The following is a 22320-nucleotide window of genomic DNA, read 5'->3' as shown; positions in this document are numbered from 1 at the left end:
GGTAAATACTCAAAAACATAAACAATAACAAACTGATTTTCATTTCCGAACATCCAAAATTCAGATTATTTCACCTATGATCCTTCGCCCGGAAGTTCATCTCACTACCGGATGGATGTGTTAACAGCTATAAAGCATACCGCAGGGTTATGCCAAAGGTCCTGGGGTCTCCGAGTACGGCAGCATAGTGTCCTGCATTGCCTGCTGCGGGCAATAGTTGCTCAAAGTAGTTTTTATCTAATAAATTGCGCCCCCATAAAAAGGCTGATAATCCCCCTGATATCCTGAATCCCAGCCGGGCATTCAACAGGGCATAGCCGTCAATATTCAGGTACTGGGAGGGCGATGCGCTTGAAGAGAAGCCGGAACGATAATAGCCGTCGGCAGCGATAAAGAATTTTCCTGCCTTACCCAGGAATATAGACGGGGTAGCAAATTCGCCGCCCAAAGAAGTGGTCCATTTGGAAATGCCGGGCAGATCGCCTCCTGAAATATCTTTAAATGCGGATGGTCCGCCGGTTTCTTCAAGTGGAACAGGGGCATTTTTAAAAGATACGTATATGCCTTCTGTATAAGCTAACGCGCCGTATAACGAAAAATGACTGTTGAGCCTCGTATTTCCATCAAACTCCACGCCACGTATACGTACTTTTTCCGCATTGGCGAGGTAGCCGCGGTTTACGCCTACCTCAGCGGTTTGTACCTGCGTCTGGTAATCCTTAATGTTGGTATTGTAAATCGTTAAGTTCAGCGTGGTACCTGGCGCCGGTGTGGTTTTTAATCCAAATTCTATATGTTGTACATACTCAGGTTTTATGGTAGCCAGGTCCAGCAATACCTCTCCGCCGGCAGTAGGCAATCCCCCGAGGTTAAGTCCTACAGACTTGTAATTGGTAGAATAGGTAGCGTAGGTATTAACCTGGCTGGCAGCCTTGAATGCAACGGTCAGTAACCCAGACAGGTTAGTGTTGCTGGTATTTGTATTAAAAGCCTGGTTAGTATACACCGCGTTCTTAAGAGCGATCAGGTCTGGATCATCCGTTTCCATTCCTCCGTAGGTTTCCCGGTTAAAATCTACTTTCTTCTTGTCGTAATTATAGCGCAGCCCGCCCAGCAGGTGCAAACGTTCGGTAATGGCAAAATCCAATTGTCCGAAAGCCGCGCCGCTAAAGGTGTTGAGAGATGATGTTGTTCTGATGCCATAGCCGTCAAAAAGCCCGGGTGTATTCCATTTGGGATTCGTTGTATTTTGTGAAAACCGCCATTGTGCAGCGCCGGATTCTTCTGTATGGTAAGGGTTTGTTTTAAGATCCTGGCCTATGGCAAACAGGCCGAATACGCCACTCAGACGGGAAGATAAATCGCCCGCATAGCGTATTTCCTGCGACCAGTTTTTATGTTTGGACGGAGCTTGCGATAAGGTTAGTACCGGAAGTCCGGTAAAGTCGCGGTCATTGGAAGGGTCCCATTTCCAGTAACGCCATGCAGAAGTGGAAGTAAGGGTGCCCGATCCGAGTTTAATATCAACATTCAGGGAAGCGCCACCGAGGTCGTTGCCCGACCGCCAGGTAGTATTGTGATCAATCTTCCTGTCGAAGGGATTGCGGCTGGGCAGATCATAATTCAGGTCGGCTATGATCTGCTCAAACTGGCGGTATGCGGGGCGTTGGGTAGTTACAACACCTGCCACCACCTGTGCATAGCCATCGGGGCGCTGACTGGTTGCATCTCCTGCCAGCGTGATCTCTATTCTGTCCGATGGCACGTATAGCAACTGCCCGCGAATGCCCAGGTTATTAACATCGTTTGTCTTCTTCTGCGTGGCTACGTTTTCAATCAGCCCATCCCGCTGCGTACCTGAAAAGGATAACCGCCCGGCAAGTTTCTTACCCAGAGCGCCTGTAACGGAGCTCTTGGCCTGGATAAATCCATAATTACCGTAGCTCACTTCAAAGTTAGCGCCAGGCTTAAAGCTGGGCTTGCGGGTTATAACGTTGAATGCCCCGGCTGTTGTGTTCTTGCCAAACAATGTTCCCTGGGGGCCACGTAATACTTCAATCCTTTCAATATCTATGAAGTCGAGCGTTGCCGCAGCGGGACGAGCATAGTAAACACCATCTACATAAAAGCCAACGCCGGGCTCTACGCCATCGTTGGTAAGTCCGTAGGTAGTGCCCTGCCCGCGAACGTTGAGCGCCGTGTTACGTGGATTGGAAGAATAGAGCTGAACAGAAGGGATCAGCTCTTTCAGCCTGTTTACATTAAAAGCCCCGGCATCTTCAACAAGCGCGCCGGTTACCACCGAAATAGGAATAGGAACATTCTGTAATACTTCCCTGCGGCGCCTGGAAGTGATGATGATCGTATCCTTCTGGTACAGCGGCTGCAATTGTATCAATACATTATTTACGTTGTTGTTTCTAACAATCAGTTCACGGGTCTCATACCCGGCAGAAGATATGATCAGGGAAAAGGGAAATGATTGCTGGTGGCTGTCAAAAGAAAACCGGCCGGTGGAATCTGTAACGGTGCCTGTGGTTGTTTTTTTGATGGTTACGCTGGCGTAAGGTACGCCCGTATTGTTTTCATTAACTACACGGCCGGTAAATTGTGCGAAGCCTGCCAGGGGCAATAAATATCCTAAAACCAGGAGAATATGTTTCATGTATTAAGTTTTGATTGACGGGTATAAATAATAACAGTAGTCTACTAAATTTGTAGAGTATATAAGCAAAAAAAATTACTTGAAAAGTACGTTGCAATGTAGTGTCAACATCGTTGATCCGTAGTGTGTATATGAGTCATATAATGAGGCTGTTCATTAATTATTATGCAAGATTATCATTTTTTTATTAGTCCACAAAATTTATAGACTTTATTTTTTTTTAATGATCTTCTTTCATTGTTGCCAGAAAGCTTACCACATCGCGTATTTCTTTTTTTGAAAGTATAAGTTTCATGTCGGGCATGCTGGATGGTGCGTTGGTTCTTTTGGCTATTTGATCCTTTTTGATAACACGCAAGGGTTCTCCTCCCATTTTCAGGGTAAGGCTTGTTTTGTCTTCCGCCTCCAGTATGCCCGACAAACTGGTACCATTTTTTAATTCAAGGGAAACGATGCCATATCCCGGGGCAAGCCGGGCGCCGGGGTTAATAAGCGATTCCAGGAGTTGTTGCCTGCTGATCCTCCCGGCAATACCGTTGAGCCGCGGACCGGCATTGCCGCCCCTGTCATCGTAAGAATGGCAGCGCATGCACTGTGCATTCTGATTGCGAAAGAAAACAGCTCTTCCTTTTGTTATATCCCCGCCGTACAAGCTGCCTGCATAGGAAGCGATCTGCTCATCGGGAGAAAATTTTTGGGTAATCGTTTTATACTTCGTCTTTAAGTCAGTTACACCAATACTGTCTATAGCTTCACCCAGTTCAAGATATAAGTCCGGCGACAGCTTTCCGGCGGCCATGGTAAGCAGCAGTGCTTCTATTGGTTTTTGCGCATTTTCTTTTGGCAGCTTTCCTAACGCAAGTATGGCCGCCTGTTTTTCTTCCATGGTTTTGTCCGCTATTACTTTCGATAACAGTGAAACCATAAGCCCTTTAGGAAGATCCATTTGCTGCAGCAGGTGAAGTCCTGCAACCCTTACATTCTTTTCCTTATCGGCAAGCGCCTGGCTTACCGCTTCACCCGCCCGGCTGTTGCCAAGCGCAACCAGGGTATTCAGCGCTTCAACGCGCATGTCGGGCGCCGGATCATTTTTTACCAGGGTAAACAGCAGGGGCAGCGCTTCGCCGGTGTTGAGTAGTTTCACGGCTTTTGCGGCGCTGAGGCGTACCACCAGTTCTTTATCTTTCACTAATTGTACCAACGGTACGGCCATATTTTTTTGCAACATGACGGAATCTCTTTCCACACCACCACGGTAATAGCCATCCACCCGGTCCAGCACCGATGGCTTTGCCCATACGCTCAAGGCGTCAATGGCTTCGGCTCTCATCTTTGCGGGAGCACCTTCTTTTAAAGTATAAGCGATTAATTGTTGCATCGCTTTTCCGGAGCCGGTGCGCAGGTTGGCATTAATGATGCGCCTGATCAATGCTTCGTTTGTAAAATGGGTGCTGCCGAGCAAATCGCCTAATGCGGGTAGCGCGTCTTTAATGGAGTTGTCGTCATTAATGGCCCTTGCCGCTTCCGTTACCACAAACTCATCCTTATCGTTAAGGAATTTTGCAATGCCGGCATTGCCCATCCGCCTGAGTGTTACCACGGCGGCTATCCGTAATGCACGGGAAGGGTTTTGTGCCAGGGCGACAACGGGGTCTGCTTTGCCTATACGGGCCAATGCCAGGCAACCGGCATGACGCAGGTAAACATCTTCATCATTGTTCTCCTCCAGCATAGTAATAACCGCGTTTATGGCAGGCGCGTATTTGATCCTGCCCAGCGCTTCTGCTGCAAAGAACCTGACCCGGCTGGCGGTATCTTTCAAAAGCGGGAGCAGCTTTTCTCCTGCAGCCTCGTATTTCATATCGCCCAGCCATTTGGCCGCCTGCGCTCTTATTTCGGGATCTTTATCCTGTAATAAAGACAATAACGGAACGGCATATTTTTTGTCTTTACGTGCCAACTGGCTCATGCCCCATATGGCGTTTATACGTGCCAGTTGGTTACCCGATATGGAAAATGTTTTCTGGAAAATTGCCGCACCATCTCCGCCACGCTTCACCAGTTCAAACTGTGCCTTTTGACGTACCCGCATATCCGGCTTTTCCAATATTGCTGCCAGCTCTTCTTCTGATTTGCCGGTAAAATTTTCGGATAATAGTTTTTTTGTTTCTATGCGTTCGGGAGAACCTGCCCCCTGCGGAGCATCCAGCCGCCAGATACGCCCATAATCGTGCGTATCCCAGCCGTCAATCCAGTCGGCCAGGTACAAAGAACCATCGGGACCGAAGTCCAGCCCGGTTACCAATACGCCGCTCAGTATTTTTTTGGTTTCACCCAGCTCGAAACCCGCTCCTTTAGGGTTGAGCTTAAAATTATGCACAGCAGAATTGCCGGGATTGCCCACAAACTCCGACACAAAAAATGAATTTTTATATTGCGCGCTTAATGCCGTACCCGGGTTGTATACAAAGCCGCTTGGACCGCTTACAAAATTGCTGATGCAGGGTATAATATAGGCTGCCTGCCCTTCGAACCGCGGCAGATGCATTTTTTCTTCCATCCACACTTTGTAGGTATTATTTTTAGGGTCGCGGTATTTGCCGTATTGCCAGTTGCTTCTCCAGCCCGCATCAGAGCCGTTAACGATATATACCAGCCTTTCTTTTTCACCGGGATGGTCGCCATCGTTGTCTTCGCTGATCAGGTTGCCATATTCATCAAAGGCAAATTCATGTGTGTTGCGGAGCCCGGCGGCAAATATTTCAAAATCACTGCCATCGGGATTGCAGCGGGCAATTACGCCACTGTTCGGGTATGCCCATACCTGCCCGTCGGTACCCTTGCCGTTAAATCCAATATCGCCGATCTGCCAGTAAATCCTCCCATCGGGTCCCATTTCAATGCCCGACATACCGTGCCCGCCAAAGCCGATGTGTACGCCATACCCATGGGATAAGGATACTTTTTCATCGGGAATGCCATCTCCATCCTTGTCCTTTAATTTCCACAGGTCAGGTGCAACGGCAACATACAGGTCATTATCATGTTTAAATACCGAGCCCGCAACATCCGTTACTTCGTCATGAAAATCATCAACGATCAATTGTGTTTTATCGGCAATGCCATCGCCATTTGTGTCCTGCATTTTGTATATAAGTTCCTTTTCTACAGTCAGATCCCGCCAGTCGTGCGAGCTGTCTTTATTCAGATCGGCCAGCCATTCGTTGCGTTTGCTGTTTTCGGGCGACAATTCGCTCCGCAGGAAAGCTCTTCGGTCTTCCACCGTTTGAAACGATATGGAAGGTATCTCCCATTCACGGTGACCCCGGATGTCGAACTCTGAATTTTTTTGCCGGTCGGTAGTAGTATAATAAAGCGTACCATCATTATCTACCTGTATAGCAACAGGTGATATAACTAATGAATCTGTGCCCCATAAGCGGAGCGTTAAACCTTCCGCCAGCTCCGGTTTTACCATGGCTTCGATGGAGGCTGCAAAGCTGGCAACCACGGCCGAATCCATTTGTTTGATAATGGCAACGGGCTTATCCGGTTGCCGGCAGGCAGCACAAAAAACCACAATAAAAAATACCGGCAGGCAGTAAGTGCAAATTTGTTTTCTGGTCATAACAAGGGTAAGCGTTATTTTTCGGGTAATCTGTATCTGTACGGGCAGTGGCCCTATTGAAATCTCATTTCCGTCCAAACACTATTGCTAAATATAGTTACTTTTCGTTTTTCTCCCATAAATTTTGCATAAATTGGTCTGTTGGCAGAAGGTATGACATTCTGGTTTGTGGAAGATGGCATTGCAGATGTTGAGCCTGCTCTAATGATTTAATAAATGAAGCGGTACTACGATCAAAAAGTGTTGCAGGAATTAAAACTGTGGCAGTACCGGATGCTGGCCGGACCATCTTTTTTTGATCGCCTTTCGAAACGTTTTCAGAATAAAGTGAATAGTTTCATTCCCGAGAAAATACACGAGGCCATTACGGTTACCATTAAACAAATGATCAGGGGTGTTTTATACGGTGCAAATATTACTACCCCTAAGTTCAAAAAAGATGTATCCCTTCAGGTAAAAGACGCCCTTGCTGAAGAAAAAATAAGGCTTTACCAGAAAACCGCCGCTGCCGAAGGAGGCATTACCGGCGCGGGTGGAATATTGCTGGGGTTGGCCGATTTCCCCTTACTGATTGGCATCAAGCTCAAGCTTCTTTTTGAACTGGCTGCCATTTATGGATACAACCAGAACGACTACAAAGAACGGCTATATATTTTATACATTTTTCAACTGGCTTTTTCCAGTGCGCAGCATCGTAAAAACATTTACCAGAGAATGGTTAACTGGGAAGAGCAGCAACAGTATTTGCCGGAAGACATTCACCAGTTTAACTGGCGGAGTTTTCAACAGGAATACCGGGACTATATTGATGTAGCTAAAATGGCTCAACTGGTGCCCGTAATTGGCGCGCCGGTGGGAGCAATCGTAAATTACAGGCTGATCAGAAAGCTGGGGAAAACAGCTATTAACGCATATAGAATGCGTTCGCCTGCCTTTGATGTGCTGAAAAATACCAGTGAATCCCGGAAGGAAGAGGAGCGTTAATCAACCATTATTTCTATTGTGGCGCCTATACCTCTTTCGGTAATAGCGTCGCATTGCGGTTTAAGTTCATCGTATTCACCTTGTTTTACCGCGTATTTGCCTTTAAAGTGAATAATATAAGCACATTGTTCTGCCTGTTCGTGTGTATGACCGCAAACTTCTTCCAGGGTTTCAATAACCCATTCAAAGGTATTCACCTCATCATTCCATACAATAAGCTGGAATGGTTTTTCGGTTATGACCAGCGTTTCTTTCTCTTCTGCTGTAGATGTATTCCCAACTGGCATAATTGAAATTATTTTCTTTTCAAAATTAGCATTTACTGATCAATTGCAACCACCCTGTAATAAAAACAACAGCTGCTTTATAAAACAACTTTTTAAATAATATAGTATTGATATTGGTTACAATATAAATTACTGCTCTGCAATATTTTATTATTTTTGACGCAATTCCCGATAAATGCGTAATTGTGTCATATTATGGTATTATTGAATGGATGGACTTTCCCTTTAAATGATCCGATTCCAATTTTCGTTATCGTATTGTTTATTATTCTGCTGGCGCCTATTTTACTTCGTAAGTTACGTATCCCCAGTATCATTGGCTTAATACTGGCAGGCATGGCAATTGGCGATCACGGTTTTAATCTGATAGCCAAGGGTAGCATTGACTTATTTGGCAAAGCAGGGTTGTTGTATATCATGTTCCTGGCCGGTCTCGAACTGGATATGACGGAATTTAAAAAGAACAGGCATAAAAGCGTTGTTTTTGGATTCTTTACATTCATTATTCCGCTGGGACTGGGCTATATATTATGTTATTATCTTCTTCATTTTAATTTTATGGCTTCCCTGCTGGTGTCCAGTATGTTTGCCACGCATACACTTGTGGCCTATCCTTTGGCCAGTCGCATGGGTATTACCAAAAATGAAGCAGTAACCATAAGTGTTGGGGGAACTATTATTACGGATACGGCGGTTCTGTTAATACTCGCGGTAATAACGGGTTCTATTGAAGGCGAGTTGAATCAACAGTTCTGGCTTAAGCTCAGCTTTTCTTTCTTAGTATTTGCTTTAATTGTGCTTGTTGGGTTTCCGTTGATCGGCCGCTGGTTTTTTAAGAAGATCAAGGATGACCAGACAACGCATTTCATCTTTGTATTTGCGATGGTTTTTCTTGGAGCGCTTTTAGCAGAACTGGCCGGGGTAGAAGGCATTATCGGGGCCTTTCTTGCCGGACTGGCGCTGAACCAACTGATACCGCATACTTCGCCATTAATGAACCGGATTGAATTTGCAGGTAACGCTTTATTTATACCCTTTTTTTTAATAAGTGTGGGCATGCTTGTTGATCTGAAGGTTTTATTGAAGGGCAACGAAGCGCTGATCATTGCCGGAGCACTTACCGCCATGGCCCTTTCCACCAAATGGTTTGCGGCGTTTATTACACAAAAAATCCTCAGGTTCTCTGCCATCCAGCGTAATGTGATGTTCGGGCTAAGCACCTCCCATGCGGCAGCTACCATTGCCGTTATTCTTATCGGCTATAATATGAAGATCATAGATGAGCATGTTTTAAATGGCACTATTATTCTGATATTGGTTACCTGTATGGTGGGCTCATTTGTAACGGCGAATGCAGGAAAAAAGCTGGCCATTGTGGATGCCGGTAAGATACCCGATGTTATTAACATACAGGAGCGTATACTTATTCCCGTTATTGATCCAGACAAAACCGATGATTTGCTTGATTTTTCAGTGATGCTTAATACCCAGCAGCAAAAAGCGCCCATATACATGCTTACCGTAATGCAGGATGAAGACAGGCTGAAAGAAAAAGTAGCATTGAACAATAAGAATCTTGAAAAAGCAGTAAAGCATGGTGCGGAAACCGATACTAAAGTGCAAACCATTACCAGGGTAGACCTCAACATGGCAAATGGTATTGCAAGGGCGGTAAAGGAAATGCTTATTTCCGATGTTGTTATTGAATGGTCGAACAAGAGCAGCACGGCAACTGCTTTTTTATTCAATTCTTTATTTGGTACAACAACACAGAATATCCTGAATAGTGTATGGGAAACGGTTTTTATATGCCGGTTCGAATATCCGCTTAACACAACAAGTAAAATTGTTTTGGTGCTAACCAAAAATGCTGAATATGAAATTGGGTTTCACCATTGGGTAAAAAGGGTCGTTGCCCTGTCTAAACAGGCGGGTGCACGTATCCAGGTGTGCTGTACGCTGGCTACACAAAAAGCATTTGCAAAAGAACTAACTAAAAACAGGGGAAGCGCGGAAGTGGCTTACCGGCATTTTGAGGATGTGGAAGACTTTCTGGTGCTGGCGAGAGAAATACACAGCAATGATCTGATTATTGCTGTAAGCGCAAGGAAGGGAACGATATCCTATAATTCCTATATGGAGAATATGCCTGCAAAACTGCTAAAGCATTTTGAAAAGAACAACTTTATCCTTTTATATCCCGAGCAAAGACAGGCAGAGTATATGGAAACGGGTGTGCAGCCGGAGGACCTTGTGCTTACGCCCATACAGGACCAGATAGATAATATTAATAAACTGAGCAGGGCTGTAAAAAAGATATTTAAAGGAAAGGAAAGATAACCTTTGTTATTTTGCAGGCTACCCGGAACTCACCTGCTCCGGGTAGCTGCTAAGGAATTTTGGATATTACGTGTATTTGATGTAGCTTACATACAACGGGAACCTATAGATCTGTAAGGAATTTCAGCCCACTAGTATGATGTTTCAAAAATAATTTTTATCATTGTTTGCTTTTGCATATTAAATTTGATGCCATCATATGAATTTACAACCTATTCAGCGTGTTGAAGGCCTGACGAAGCAGGAGTTTACAGAGCGATTTATCAGAACAAAAACGCCTGTCATTCTCAAAGACTTTGTTAAGGGACCTGCCGTGGATCTTTGGAATTATGATTATTTTAAAGCAGTAGCCGGCGACCTTATTGTTCCGGTACATGGCAGTGAGAACGCTCATCCCGATATGGTACACAGCGCCCCCATGGCCAAAATGAAATTCAGTGAATACCTGGATCTCATTCAACGTGAACCCACGGAATCCCGTTTATTTCTTTTTAACCTGCTGATAGAAAAGCCGGAGATCAGAAAGCAGTTGGTTTTTAATAAAATCGCCGACAATATTCTAACCTGGTTGCCGCTGATGTTCTTTGGTGGAGGGGGGTCCAGCACCCGGAATCATTTTGATATTGATATGTCGCATGTTTTCCTCACCCAGTTCCATGGTGAAAAGAAAGTGACCTTATTTCCCAATAGCAACTCTTCCCTGCTGTATAAGCTCCCTTATAATTTTCATGGTATCGGGGATATGAAGAACATGGATTTTGAAAAATTTCCTGCTTTGAAATATGCTAACGGATGGCAGTGCACCATACGTTTTGGTGAAACCATATTTATGCCTGCCGGTTACTGGCATTATATACAATATGTAACGGGAGGATATTCGGTAAGCGTACGCGCCTTGTCATCGGCCCGCGACAGGGTTACGGGTTTCAGCAATCTTGTATTTACCCGCAATTTTGATAATGCCATGAGAAAGCTGCTGAAGGATAAATGGTATAATTATAAAGTAAAAGAGGCGTATAGCAGGGCTGAAAAAGCCATTCAGCAACTGGAGCAGCAAAACAGCAATATATAACAGTCCGGTTAAAATTCTACCACGGCATACGCTTTGTTATCTACATACGGACCTCCCGGGTGGCGGGCCGTATAGTCGAGGTTGATCCAGTAATTACCCGACTCTTCCCTGTAATATAAACCTGTAAAGTTTTCGGAAGCAAATAAATGGGTGATGGCTTCCTGCAGCTCAGTAAAATTTTTTTTATCGCCACAGTACAACTCCGGGTATACATGGTTTTCGGTTAATACCATCCTGCATTTGGCCCCGATAGCTTTGAGAGCCGAGATCATTAAAATCGTATGATCATCACAGTCTCCCCCCATACCATTTTCAATGGTTTCCCTGGGTGAAGCAAAATACTCGTCGCGGTCCGGGTCGGCCACGTATTTGAAGTTATTATTGATATACTTAAACAGGGAAAGATAGCGAACCTTAGGTCCATATTTTTTATGGTAATCATCAAAATATTCAATAGAGTGATTCACGGCAAAGTTCCTGGTAACAGAATCTTTAGGATTGATCTTTGACTTCAGGCCTTTTACCGCCTTTTCTACCCCGGAATCAAACAGGTCAGGTTTAATGAGGTACAGGTCCTTTTCTTTATTATCTCTGATATCCCAGCTTTTTACTACCAGGTTTTTATAATCAAGGATCATATTACCCAGGTTATAGCCTTCTGTAAACTGGCTGTATATTACGAAGCCCGCCACTAAAATAAAGGAAGGGATAATAAGCGGTCTGAATATCCATAAAACAAGTCTTACCAAAACAAATGCGGCAACAATAGATATTAATAGATCCACATTCCAGTAACCTATAATAACCGGAGGAATAAAGCGATTGATCAAAGGCGCCAAAGGAAGTATGGTCAGTAATCCTATGGTGTTTAATACAAGGCCCCTTGCAAAAAAATGTGTGTTGCCGTTTTCTCCCATGAAATGTAATGATAACGCAAATTGCAATGAGTTATATTATACATCTTGTTAAAAAAATGGCGAAAAGATATGCACATTGACCCCCTGTGGTATACCTGATAAATAAAACTAATAAGTAACATCTCTTCTTTTGGTAACCTTTTCTTTCAGGTAAGTACAGGGAGGTTTCAAAAAGGAATTGTGCTACTTTCGGACATATATTATTCAGCGCCCTCCTATTAATTATTTACACAAATGACAGCAGCATTGTTTGTGCCATGTTACATAGACCAGTTTTATCCGCATGTTGCCATAGCCACCTTACAGGTATTGGAAAAAGCCGGGGTAACGGTTGTATATCCTTCAAAACAAACCTGCTGCGGGCAGCCCATGGCCAATTCGGGCTTTGAACATTTAACCCGGGGTTGTAATGAATTATTCATAAAGAACTTTACCGGGTTCGATTATATCGTGAGTCCTTCAGGCAGTTGCACTTTACATGTGAAAGAACATTTGCATGATGCTGAAAATGAAAAAGAAGCTGAGCATATTAGAACGCGTGTGTATGAGCTAACCGAATTTTTAACAGATATCGTGCAGGTTAAACAGTGGGATGCGAAATTCCCGCATAAAGTAGGCATGCATCAAAGTTGTCATGGACAGCGGGGATTGGGGCTTTCGCAAATGAGTGAACTGGTAGCCGAACCTTTTTCAAAGCCCGGCAAACTCCTGAATATGGTAGAAGGACTGGAAATAGTGGAACTATCCCGAACCGATGAGTGCTGCGGTTTTGGAGGCACATTTTGTGTTGCAGAGGAAGCAGTTAGTGTTAAAATGGGTAAAGACAGGGTAAATGACCACCTGGGCCACGGGGTAGAATATATTATTGGCGGCGATATGAGTTGCCTGATGCATATGGATGGTATTTTACGCCGGCAGAAAAGCAAAGTGCAGGTAAAGCACATTGCTGAAATACTGAACAGTCACTAACTTAACTTATCAGGCATTATATATAATCATATACCATGAACCAAGGAAATAAAGATCATGCAGCGCTGGCCGAACGGTTTAATGAGGATGAGCCGCGGGTAAACTGGCACGATGAAACATTATGGTGGGTACGCGCCAAGCGTGATAAAGCAGCGCATGTGTTGCCGGAGTGGGAACAATTAAGAGAAGCGGCTTCGCAAATCAAAAACAATGTACTCGCCAACCTGAGCGAATACTTATTGCAGTTCGAAGAAAAAGCCAGGGCCAACGGCGTAATTGTACACTGGGCGGCTGATGCAAAAGAGCACAATGAAATTGTTTATAATCTTTTACATGCGAATGGAATAAGCAGGGTTGTTAAAAGTAAGTCTATGCTCACGGAAGAATGCCATCTCAACAGTTATCTGCAAACCCAGGGAATTGAAGTAATTGATACCGACCTGGGTGAACGTATTGTGCAGCTGGCAGAAGAGCCGCCAAGCCATATTGTGCTGCCCTGCATTCATAAAAAGAAAGAAGAGATAGGAGCCATCTTTCACGAGCATCTGGGTACGCCGGCCGGTAATGCCGATCCCCAGTTCCTCACAAATGCCGCCAGGCTGGATTTGAGAGAAAAATTTTTAACCAGGCGCGCAGCTATGACAGGGGTTAATTTTGCTGTTGCAGAAACCGGCGAATTTGTGGTTTGTACCAATGAAGGCAATGCCGATATGGGCGCACATTTGGCCGATGTGCATATTGCCAGTATGGGTATTGAAAAGATCATACCGCAACGAAACCATCTATCTGTTTTTTTACGGCTGCTTGCCAGGAGCGCTACCGGACAGCCGGTAACCACGTACTCCAGTCATTTTAAAAAGCCGCGAAAAGGAAAGGAAATACATATTGTGCTGGTAGATAACGGCAGAAGCGTGCAGTTGGGAAGGGCGGATTTTCGCAATTCCCTCAAATGCATACGCTGCGGCGCCTGTATGAATACCTGCCCGGTGTACAGGAGGAGCGGAGGACATAGCTATCATACGGCCATAGCAGGGCCGATTGGCTCTATACTCGCGCCGAATCTTGATATGCGTAAATATGCCGACCTGCCATTTGCATCTACGTTGTGCGGATCGTGCACCAATGTGTGCCCGGTAAAAATTGATATCCATGATCAGTTGTATAAATGGCGGCAGGTGCTGGTAAAAGAAGGCTACGCTCCCGCAGCAAAAAAAGTAGCTATGCTGGGAATGACCTTTACCTTATCTCATCCGGGCGTATATCAATTTGCGGGTAAGGCAGGCCGTTGGGTGATGAATAAAATGCCATTTATTGTAAATAATAAATTAAATCCCTGGTATAAGCAACGCGAAATGCCTGAGCCTCCAAAGCAATCATTTGGTGAATGGTATAAAAAGAACAGGAAAGATAATGTATGAGTTTGTAGTTTAGTGTTTGTGGTTTATCGTTTGATGCATTTGGCTTCGGATTTCGAGCTTTAGCCTTCGGATTTAATATTTGAACTTTATTATTTATACGATTATGAACAGCAAAGAAAAAATCCTTACCGCAATAAAAAATAATCAACCGGCGCAAAGCGGGCTACCTGAGCTGCAATCCTTTTTGAAGCCGGATACGGAAGTGCTTGAAAAATATATAAATGTATTAACAGCAATTGGTGGTGTGGCAAATGTAGTAAACAGTTATGCCGAAATAGAAAATATTATCCGGCAGGAGTATAAAGAAGTTCAAAGAATAATATCGTTATGCAAAGAACTGTCAATACCGGGTGAGGCGGGAAGGGATGCTGATGCGCATGAACTGGAAACGGTAGGCCTTGCTGTGATACCTGCGCAATTTGGCGTGGCCGAAAATGGGGCGGTTTGGGTAACAGATAATATATTGCCACAAAGGGTATTGCCTTTTATTACACAGCAACTGGCTGTTATTATTAAAAAGGAAAACATAGTGCCAACAATGCATCATGCCTACAAGAATATTGGCAATACAGACTACGGTTTTGGTGTATTTATTGCCGGGCCTTCCAAAACAGCCGATATAGAACAATCGCTGGTATTGGGTGCACATGGTCCTAAAACCATGCGCGTTTTTATATTGTAATATTTTAAGCTTATGTTATTAAAATTACCTGTCTGTTTATTGATTTTGATGATGGCTTGCCAGTTGTCTTTTGCACAGCAAACGATTCCCCTGTACGAAGAAAATATCCCGGGAGCATTAAACGCTCCCAATGAAGAACGCTATGATTCGGTTAATGCGGTTGCTTTTAAGGTGTTTACGCCAACATTAACCGTTTATCTTCCACCAAAAGAAAAAGCAAATGGTGCAGCAGTAGTAATTTGTCCGGGTGGTGGCTATGGCGGCCTGGTAATGGGTAAAGAAGGATTTGCTATTGGCGAATATTTCGCAAAGCAGGGTGTGGCGGCATTTGTATTAAAGTACCGTTTGCCGGATGATAAGATTATGAAAGATAAAAGCACCGGTCCATTACAGGATGCGCAGCAGGCGATCCAATTAATAAAACAGCGTGCCCATCAATGGCATGTAGATACAGGCAGAGTTGGCATTATGGGTTTTTCTGCAGGAGGGCACCTGGCTTCTACTGCAGGAACGCATTTTAATCATCCGGTTATCGTTAATAAACAGCAGGTCAACGTTCGTCCGGGTTTTATGATATTGGTGTACCCGGTTATCAGCATGACCGACAGCCTGGGGCATCGTGGATCAAGAAATAACCTGCTGGGCAAAAATCCATCACCCGAAAAAATAAAATTATTTTCCAATGAACTGCAGGTTACGGCTCAAACGCCACCCGCCTTTTTAATCCATGCGGGCGATGATAAAGCAGTGGATGTTGATAACAGTATTTCTTTTTATGAAGCATTGCGGCACAATAAAGTGCCTGCAGAAATGCATATTTATCCAAAGGGCGATCATGGCTTTGTTTTGAAAATGCCAGTAGAAGAATGGATGGATATTTGTATGAAATGGATGAAAGGTAGCGGGTTTATACAGTAGCAGCAGTGTTGTGCAGGAGTGAAGGCTGGTTTTGTTAGCCACAGATTTAAACAGCGTACAAAACACTTATTCAGATAGATAGGTTTATTAGCAAATATTTTTTTACCTTAACCCACCAATAATAACGGATCAATACCGGTCAGCAATAGGATACATAACAACACGCTATGTGTTCTTTTTTGTGTACTATGTACCTATGTGTAAAAACAAGCATTCATGATCAAAGAAAAGTACCTGTAATGAAACGACGATCTGCTATAAAAAACCTCATGATTTTTGCGGGAGGGATATACCTTCTCCCATCCTGCGCAGGCGATGGCAAGTCATCCATTGAACTTAAGAACTTAGACATACTGGTAGGTGAAGAAGCCCTGCTGGGAGAGGTTGCAGAAACGATGATCCCCAAAACGGCTGATGCGCCCGGCGCCAGGGACCTTAACCTGCACTTATTTACTTTAAAAATGGTAGATGATTGTCATAATGCCGAAGATCAGAAAGCTTTTAAATTGGGACTGGTTTCTCTGAATAAAGTTGCGCTGGAAAAAAACAACAAACCTTTCAACCAGTTAGACGCTACCACCAGAATTCATTTTATTGAAAGTACTCTGGAGGATACTACCAGTGATCCTGCGCTTCATACTTTTTTTGAGATCACCAAACGAAGAGTGATACAGGGATTCACCAATTCGAAATATGCAATGACCGATATGAAGCAATATGAAATGGTTCCCGGCAGGTATAACGGATATTTCCCTGTAGATAAGGTTTAATAAAGTACAAAAAATTATGCCTCAGTTAAATACAGACAGCATTAAAGAACGCACATTCGATGCCATTGTAATAGGCTCAGGGATCAGCGGTGGCTGGTCGGCAAAAGAGCTTACCGAAAAAGGATTGAAAACATTGCTGCTCGAACGTGGCAGGGATGTAAAGCACATCAAAGACTATCCTACCACCAATATGCTTCCTTATGAATTCGAGCACAGGGGCGAAGTACCACTGACAATAAGAGAAAAATCACCTATCGTTAGTAAGTGTTATGCGTTCAGGGAAGACGCCATGCATTTTTTTGTGAAAGATGATGAGCATCCCTACATACAGGAAAAACCATTCGACTGGATAAGGGGCTACCAGGTAGGAGGAAAATCACTATTGTGGGCCCGGCAAACGCAGCGCTGGAGCGATTTTGATTTTGAAGGACCGGCACGCGATGGTTTTGCCGTAGATTGGCCGATCCGTTATAAAGATATTGCGCCATGGTACAGTTATGTAGAAAAATTTGCAGGCATAGCCGGTAATAAAGATGGCTTGAAAGAATTGCCTGACGGTGAATTTCTCCCGGGCTACCCGCTCAATGCAGTTGAAGATTATTTTAAAGAGCAGGTGAGTCAAAAATATAAAGGACGCTATGTGATCAGCGCCCGGGCAGCGCATTTGTCGCAGCCACAGCCTATACATTTGGAGCAGGGGCGCGGACAATGCCAGAACCGAACCCTGTGCCAGCGCGGATGCCCTTTCGGCGGATATTTCAGCAGCAATGCTTCTACCATCCCGTGGGCGCAAAAAACAGGTAATCTAACCCTGCGTCCTTTTTCTGTAGTGCATTCCATTATATATGATGAAAAGAAAGGGAAGGCAACCGGTGTTAAAGTAATTGATACCAACACAAAGGAGGAGATAGAATATTTTGCTAAGATCATTTTTGTAAATGCTTCTGCCATCAATACCAACCTTATCCTGCTCAATTCAAAATCAAACCGCTTTCCCAACGGGTTGGGTAACGATAGCGGCGTATTGGGAAAGTATGTAGCGTTTCATCATTATGGAGGAGGAGTAAGCGGCCGGTATGAGGGACAGTTGGAAAAGTTCCGGACAGATGGACGTAATCCGGCAGGATGCTATATTCCCCGTTTTAGAAATGTATACAAACAGGAAACAGATTTCCTCCGTGGTTATGCAGCAGGGTTTAGCGCGGGCCGTGGCTTTTACAGCGATACATCTGTGATAGGAGAAACGCTGAAAGATAATTTGCTGAACCGGAAGCTGGGTTCATGGCATGTGGGTTCGCACATGATGGGTGAAACCATTCCCAAAGAACAAAGCTATATAAAGCTGGATGCGGATAAGAAGGATGACTGGGGCGTTCCCCTCTTAAAAATTTCTGTAGACTTTGATGACAATGACGCGAAAATGCTGGGTGATTATTTTGAACAGGTTAGTGAAATGTTTACGGCCGCAGGATTTAAAGATGTGAAAACCAGCAAGCGTCCCGGTGCTCCCGGATTGGACATTCATGAGATGGGTGGTGTGCGCATGGGGCATGATCCTAAAACATCTATGCTTAATAAATGGCACCAGTTGCATGCCTGTAAAAATGTATTTGTGACCGATGGCGCCTGTATGACTTCAACTTCTACTCAAAATCCATCACTCACTTACATGGCTTTTTCTGCAAGGGCAGCCAATTTTGCGGTGGAAGAACTGAAGAAGGGAAATATTTAATTTGAAAATTTGAAAATGTAAGAATGCGGGAATGGAGAATGGGTAAGAGCTTCGGGACAAAGTGCTTATAGTTTGAACCCGCGTACCTGAATCCTGCAACCTGATACCTCCATTTTTACCACTGACACCTACACCCTATAACCCTATATCTTCCACCACAAGGTTAGTGCAGGATGCTCATGTAAAAGAAACTGTCTATTTTACACTTACAGGCATAATCTTATTAAACGATTGTATTTCATATGCGCCCCTATTTCTTTGCTATCTCCGGCATTTTTATTTTATGTAATTGTCTTTTATCCTGCGATCAGTCTTCCGGCACAAAACCAGGAAAACGTGATGAGAAAAAATTTTCAGAACATGTACGCAGTACAGCATTTCAAACACCCGAACAGGAACGTGCCGGGTTTATATTGCCGGAAGGGTTTGAAATAACGCTCTTTGCTTCCGAGCCGGATATCACCAAACCTATGAATATTGCCTTCGACGACCAGGGAAGGTTATGGGTTACACAATCATCGGAATACCCGATGGCGGCAGGTTTCGGCAGAGGCGGAGACCGCATCAGTATACTGGAAGACACAAACGGAGATGGAAAGGCGGATAAATTCACTCATTTTGAAGACACCTTAAATATTCCTATCGGCATATTACCCGTAAGCGATGGTGCTATTGCTTACAGCATTCCCAACGTTTATCGCTTTACCGATACCAACAAAGATGGTAAAGCCGACAAGCAAAAAGCTTTATTGGGCCCCTTTGGATTTAAAGATACCCATGGTATGGTAAATAATTTCATCCGCGGATTCGACGGCTGGATTCATTCTTCCCACGGGTTTACCAACACATCTACCATAGCCGGCGCGGATGGGGATTCCATTACCATGACTTCTGGCAATACGTTTCGGTTTAAACCCGATGGAAGCCGGGTGGAACAAACTACTTTTGGAAGGGTGAATCCCTTTGGTTATAGCTACGACGAATGGGGTTATCTGTACTCTTTAGATTGTCATACCAAACCCATCTACCAGCTCATCCCTGGCGGCGACTATCCTCATTTTGGAAAGATCGCCCCCGCCGGAATAGGGTTTGCCCCCGAAATGACCAGCTATGAACTTGGATCCACTGCCCTTGCGGGATTGGATTATTACACCGGTGAACAATTTCCTGAAGCATACAGGAACAGCTTTTTTTCGGGTGATGTGGTAACCTGCAAGGTTAACCGCAATACCATGACATTTAACGGATCTACACCTGTTGCTAAACGTGAGGAAGACTTTTTGGTGAGTAACGATCCCTGGTTTCGCCCGGTTGACGTAAAAACAGGGCCGGATGGCGCCTTGTATATAGCCGATTTTTATAACCGGATTATAGGTCACTATGAAGTGCCTTTAAACCATCCCGGCCGGGACAGGATAAGCGGGCGGATATGGAAAATTACTTATAAAGGAAAGGAAGCGCATAAGGATGTGAAAGCAAATGATTGGTCGAAGGCCAGCCTGGAAGAATTGTTAACCGGTTTGCAAAGTGAACAGTTAACTACCCGCTTTGCTATTGCCAACCGCATTGCAGATGTATGGAAAGAAAGAGCTGTTGAGCCTCTAAAAAAATTACTGACTGCTGCTTCACCGGAAAAAGTATATATACAGGCACTGTGGATACTGAATCGCTTAGATGCCTTGCCCGTTACGCAACTTGATGAAGCGCTGCAGCACCAGGATCCGGTAATAAGGGTGCATGCGCTAAGGATACTCACCGAAATGCATACATTGAGTCTGTCGCATCGTGGTATGGTTGTGAAGGCGATGAATGATCAGAATCCTCATGTACGGCGTATTGCAACCGGTGTGCTCACCAAATTTACCAATGCTGAAAATATAGCTCCATTGCTGGATATGTATAACAGAACAGATGAAAAGGATTCGCATCTCAGGTATACAGCGTTGCTCGGTATTCGAAATAACCTGAGAGACAATGCGGAAATAAAAAGAGCATTGGGCATGCAGTGGAAGGAGGAGCAGTTGGCTATCCTGTGTAAAGTAATGCTGGATGTGCCTTCGGCTGAAGCTGCAGGGTTTGTGCTGAACCATATGAAAAGCCATGAGATGCCCCGGCAGCAGCTTATTCACAGCTTTGAATACGCGGGGCGTTATCTTCCATCTTCGAAGGTAGATGATGCTGTTGCGTTGATCAGACAGCGGTTTGAAAAAGATAAGGATGTGCAGTTTATGCTGTACAATACCATACGGCAGGGTATTGCACAAAAGGGAGCTAAGCCTTCGCATCAAATGCAGCAATGGGGTATCGGGTTAACCAAACATTTTCTTGAAAATATTTCCGAAGCCAGTGATGTTTGGAAAAGTCGTCCGCTCGACAGCACCGGTGAGCCTGCAGATCCGTGGCGGGTGTCTGATGAGTTTTTAACGAATGTTGCGCCGGCTTTCCGTATCATCTTCAGCGAGGCGCATGGTTATAATCCAATGGCAGTATTGTATTCGGTTCCGTTTACATTGCCTGCCACCCTGCATATGAATGTTTTTGATAATGATATACACAACAGTGATACCAAAAAAGGCATCTCAAAAAATGTTGTTCGCATACGCCTGCAGGGTAGTAATGAAGTGGTAGCGGAATACCGGATGGAGCAGAAGGAAACCATGGAATTTAAAGATCTCATCAAAGAAAAAGTGCCTTTTGATCTTTCGGCATGGCAGGGGAAATTGGGCTATATAGAAGTTGTTGACAGCACAAAAACAGGCTCCGTTGGAATAGGCAAGCTGGAACCGGCGGTTGTGCCTATTCCCGGCAAGGGAACAGATGAAATGAATGAACGTCGCATACGGGCGGCCGAAATTGCCGGTGAATATAAAGTAGCAGCGCTGCAGCCTGCTTTGCAAAAAATAGTGGCGGCCGAATGGATAGATTATAAAGTTCGTGCAGCGGCAGCCAATGCGCTCATGCATATTGCTTCCGGTAATAATACAGCATTGGTCGGGAAGCTGTTTAATGATAAAACAGCATTGCCTGCACTCAGGCAAAAAATGGCTGCGGCGCTGGCCCAGCACCCATCCGCCGCTACTTACCATATATTGCAGGAAGGATTAACCGGTAGCAGTTTTTCAGTACAAACGGCTATTATTTCTAATCTCGCCGCTTCACAGGAGGGTATAAATCATATATTAGAGGCATTTAAGGAAAAGCAGTTTAATCCGACGGTATTAACGGAGCCGGTGGTGCGGGAAAGACTGGCTGCCAATAGTACACCAGTTCAGCAAAAGCAATTGGATGCACTTTGGGGCAGCAATAAAACGGATGCGGAAGAAAGACAAAAACTGATGGAAGACCGGATAGCCGGCGTAGGTATTTCTACTGCTACCCCCGAAGCAGGGAAAAACATTTTTGTTCAGAACTGTAGTATGTGTCACCAAATAAAGAGCGAAGGAGGTTTGGTAGGGCCGCAGTTAGATGGAATTGGCAATTGGGGTGTTAAGGCCCTTACAGAAAAAATCCTTGATCCCAACCGGAATATATCGCAGGCTTTTCGTACCTATAACATTACTTTGAAGAATGGAAAGCTGGTGAGTGGATTATACCGCAGAACAGAGGGTGAAGTAATGGTATATGCTGATCCATCAGGCAAGGAATTTTCGGTGGCTAAAAGTGATATCAGAGAAAATAAGCCATCGCAGTACACTTTGATGCCCGACCAGTTCAGGAATACCATTAAAGAGGAAGATTTTTATGCGCTGATGAAGTATTTGCTGAGTGTGAAGTGAGAGGTGAGAAGTGAATGGTGAAGGGTGAAGGGTGAATTCGTTTCACGACATGAAAGGTGAGAAGAGAAACGTGCATTTATTCACTATTGACCATTGATTACTCGCGAATAAGTATCTCCCCCCGGTGCGTGTCTTCACCCCGGAATAAGGATATGTTCGTTA

At 44.5% G+C, this 22320-nt stretch carries 14 protein-coding genes; 10 read left to right on the top strand and 4 right to left on the bottom strand.

Translation table 11 applies throughout. The features are described from left to right. Positions 1–127 precede the first annotated feature (127 nt). Together PLE34_RS15625 and PLE34_RS15620 are read right to left on the bottom strand one after the other, a co-directional pair. Positions 128–2665, bottom strand: a complete 2538-nt coding sequence (locus PLE34_RS15625) for a TonB-dependent receptor (RefSeq protein WP_324558452.1) — start codon at positions 2663–2665, stop codon at positions 128–130. A gap of 220 nt (positions 2666–2885) precedes the next feature. Continuing rightward, positions 2886–6293, bottom strand: a complete 3408-nt coding sequence (locus PLE34_RS15620) for a HEAT repeat domain-containing protein (RefSeq protein WP_324558451.1) — start codon at positions 6291–6293, stop codon at positions 2886–2888. Between the two features lie 216 nt (positions 6294–6509). Between PLE34_RS15620 and PLE34_RS15615 the strand changes: the two genes are divergently transcribed. Then, complete coding sequence (locus tag PLE34_RS15615; RefSeq protein WP_324558450.1) at positions 6510–7277, top strand: EcsC family protein; 768 nt, start codon at positions 6510–6512, stop codon at positions 7275–7277. Here PLE34_RS15615 and PLE34_RS15610 read toward each other — a convergent pair. After that, complete coding sequence (locus PLE34_RS15610) at positions 7274–7564, bottom strand: ATP-dependent Clp protease adaptor ClpS (RefSeq protein ID WP_324558448.1); 291 nt, start codon at positions 7562–7564, stop codon at positions 7274–7276. The genes PLE34_RS15615 and PLE34_RS15610 overlap by 4 nt on opposite strands. 195 nt (positions 7565–7759) lie before the next feature. Between PLE34_RS15610 and PLE34_RS15605 the strand changes: the two genes are divergently transcribed. Further along, entirely contained in the window at positions 7760–9904 is a 2145-nt protein-coding gene (locus tag PLE34_RS15605; protein WP_324558446.1) for a cation:proton antiporter, read from the top strand. A gap of 199 nt (positions 9905–10103) precedes the next feature. Beyond that, positions 10104–10976, top strand: a complete 873-nt coding sequence (locus PLE34_RS15600) for a cupin-like domain-containing protein (protein WP_324558444.1) — start codon at positions 10104–10106, stop codon at positions 10974–10976. An 8-nt stretch (positions 10977–10984) separates the two neighbouring features. Here PLE34_RS15600 and PLE34_RS15595 read toward each other — a convergent pair whose 3' ends face one another. Continuing rightward, positions 10985–11920: a transglutaminase domain-containing protein gene (locus PLE34_RS15595; protein WP_324558442.1), complete on the bottom strand. Its 936-nt coding sequence runs from the start codon at positions 11918–11920 to the stop codon at positions 10985–10987. A 207-nt stretch (positions 11921–12127) separates the two neighbouring features. Between PLE34_RS15595 and PLE34_RS15590 the strand changes: the two genes are divergently transcribed. The 7 genes from PLE34_RS15590 (at position 12128) to PLE34_RS15560 (ending at position 22158) form a co-directional block, all read left to right on the top strand. Beyond that, positions 12128–12862: a (Fe-S)-binding protein gene (locus tag PLE34_RS15590; protein WP_324558441.1), complete on the top strand. Its 735-nt coding sequence runs from the start codon at positions 12128–12130 to the stop codon at positions 12860–12862. A gap of 35 nt (positions 12863–12897) precedes the next feature. Continuing rightward, positions 12898–14280: a lactate utilization protein B gene (locus PLE34_RS15585; RefSeq protein ID WP_324558439.1), complete on the top strand. Its 1383-nt coding sequence runs from the start codon at positions 12898–12900 to the stop codon at positions 14278–14280. Positions 14281–14383: 103 nt separating this feature from the next. Beyond that, positions 14384–14962: a LutC/YkgG family protein gene (locus PLE34_RS15580; protein WP_324558438.1), complete on the top strand. Its 579-nt coding sequence runs from the start codon at positions 14384–14386 to the stop codon at positions 14960–14962. Between the two features lie 12 nt (positions 14963–14974). Further along, a complete protein-coding gene (locus PLE34_RS15575; RefSeq protein ID WP_324558437.1) occupies positions 14975–15880 on the top strand; it encodes an alpha/beta hydrolase in 906 nt (301 codons plus the stop codon). A gap of 239 nt (positions 15881–16119) precedes the next feature. Continuing rightward, a complete protein-coding gene (locus PLE34_RS15570) occupies positions 16120–16650 on the top strand; it encodes a gluconate 2-dehydrogenase subunit 3 family protein (protein WP_324558435.1) in 531 nt (176 codons plus the stop codon). Positions 16651–16666: 16 nt separating this feature from the next. Next, on the top strand, positions 16667–18382 hold the full coding sequence (locus PLE34_RS15565) for a GMC oxidoreductase (protein ID WP_324558434.1): 1716 nt from the start codon (positions 16667–16669) through the stop codon (positions 18380–18382). Positions 18383–18624: 242 nt separating this feature from the next. After that, positions 18625–22158, top strand: a complete 3534-nt coding sequence (locus tag PLE34_RS15560) for a PVC-type heme-binding CxxCH protein (protein WP_324558433.1) — start codon at positions 18625–18627, stop codon at positions 22156–22158. Positions 22159–22320: the final 162 nt, after the last annotated feature.

Origin of the sequence: Agriterribacter sp., assembly GCF_035445465.1 — a bacterium.
In the GTDB taxonomy this organism is placed as follows: Bacteria; Bacteroidota; Bacteroidia; order Chitinophagales; family Chitinophagaceae; genus Agriterribacter.
Note: the sequence above shows the minus strand (reverse complement) of the source record. Positions and strands in the feature narration are given on the sequence as shown.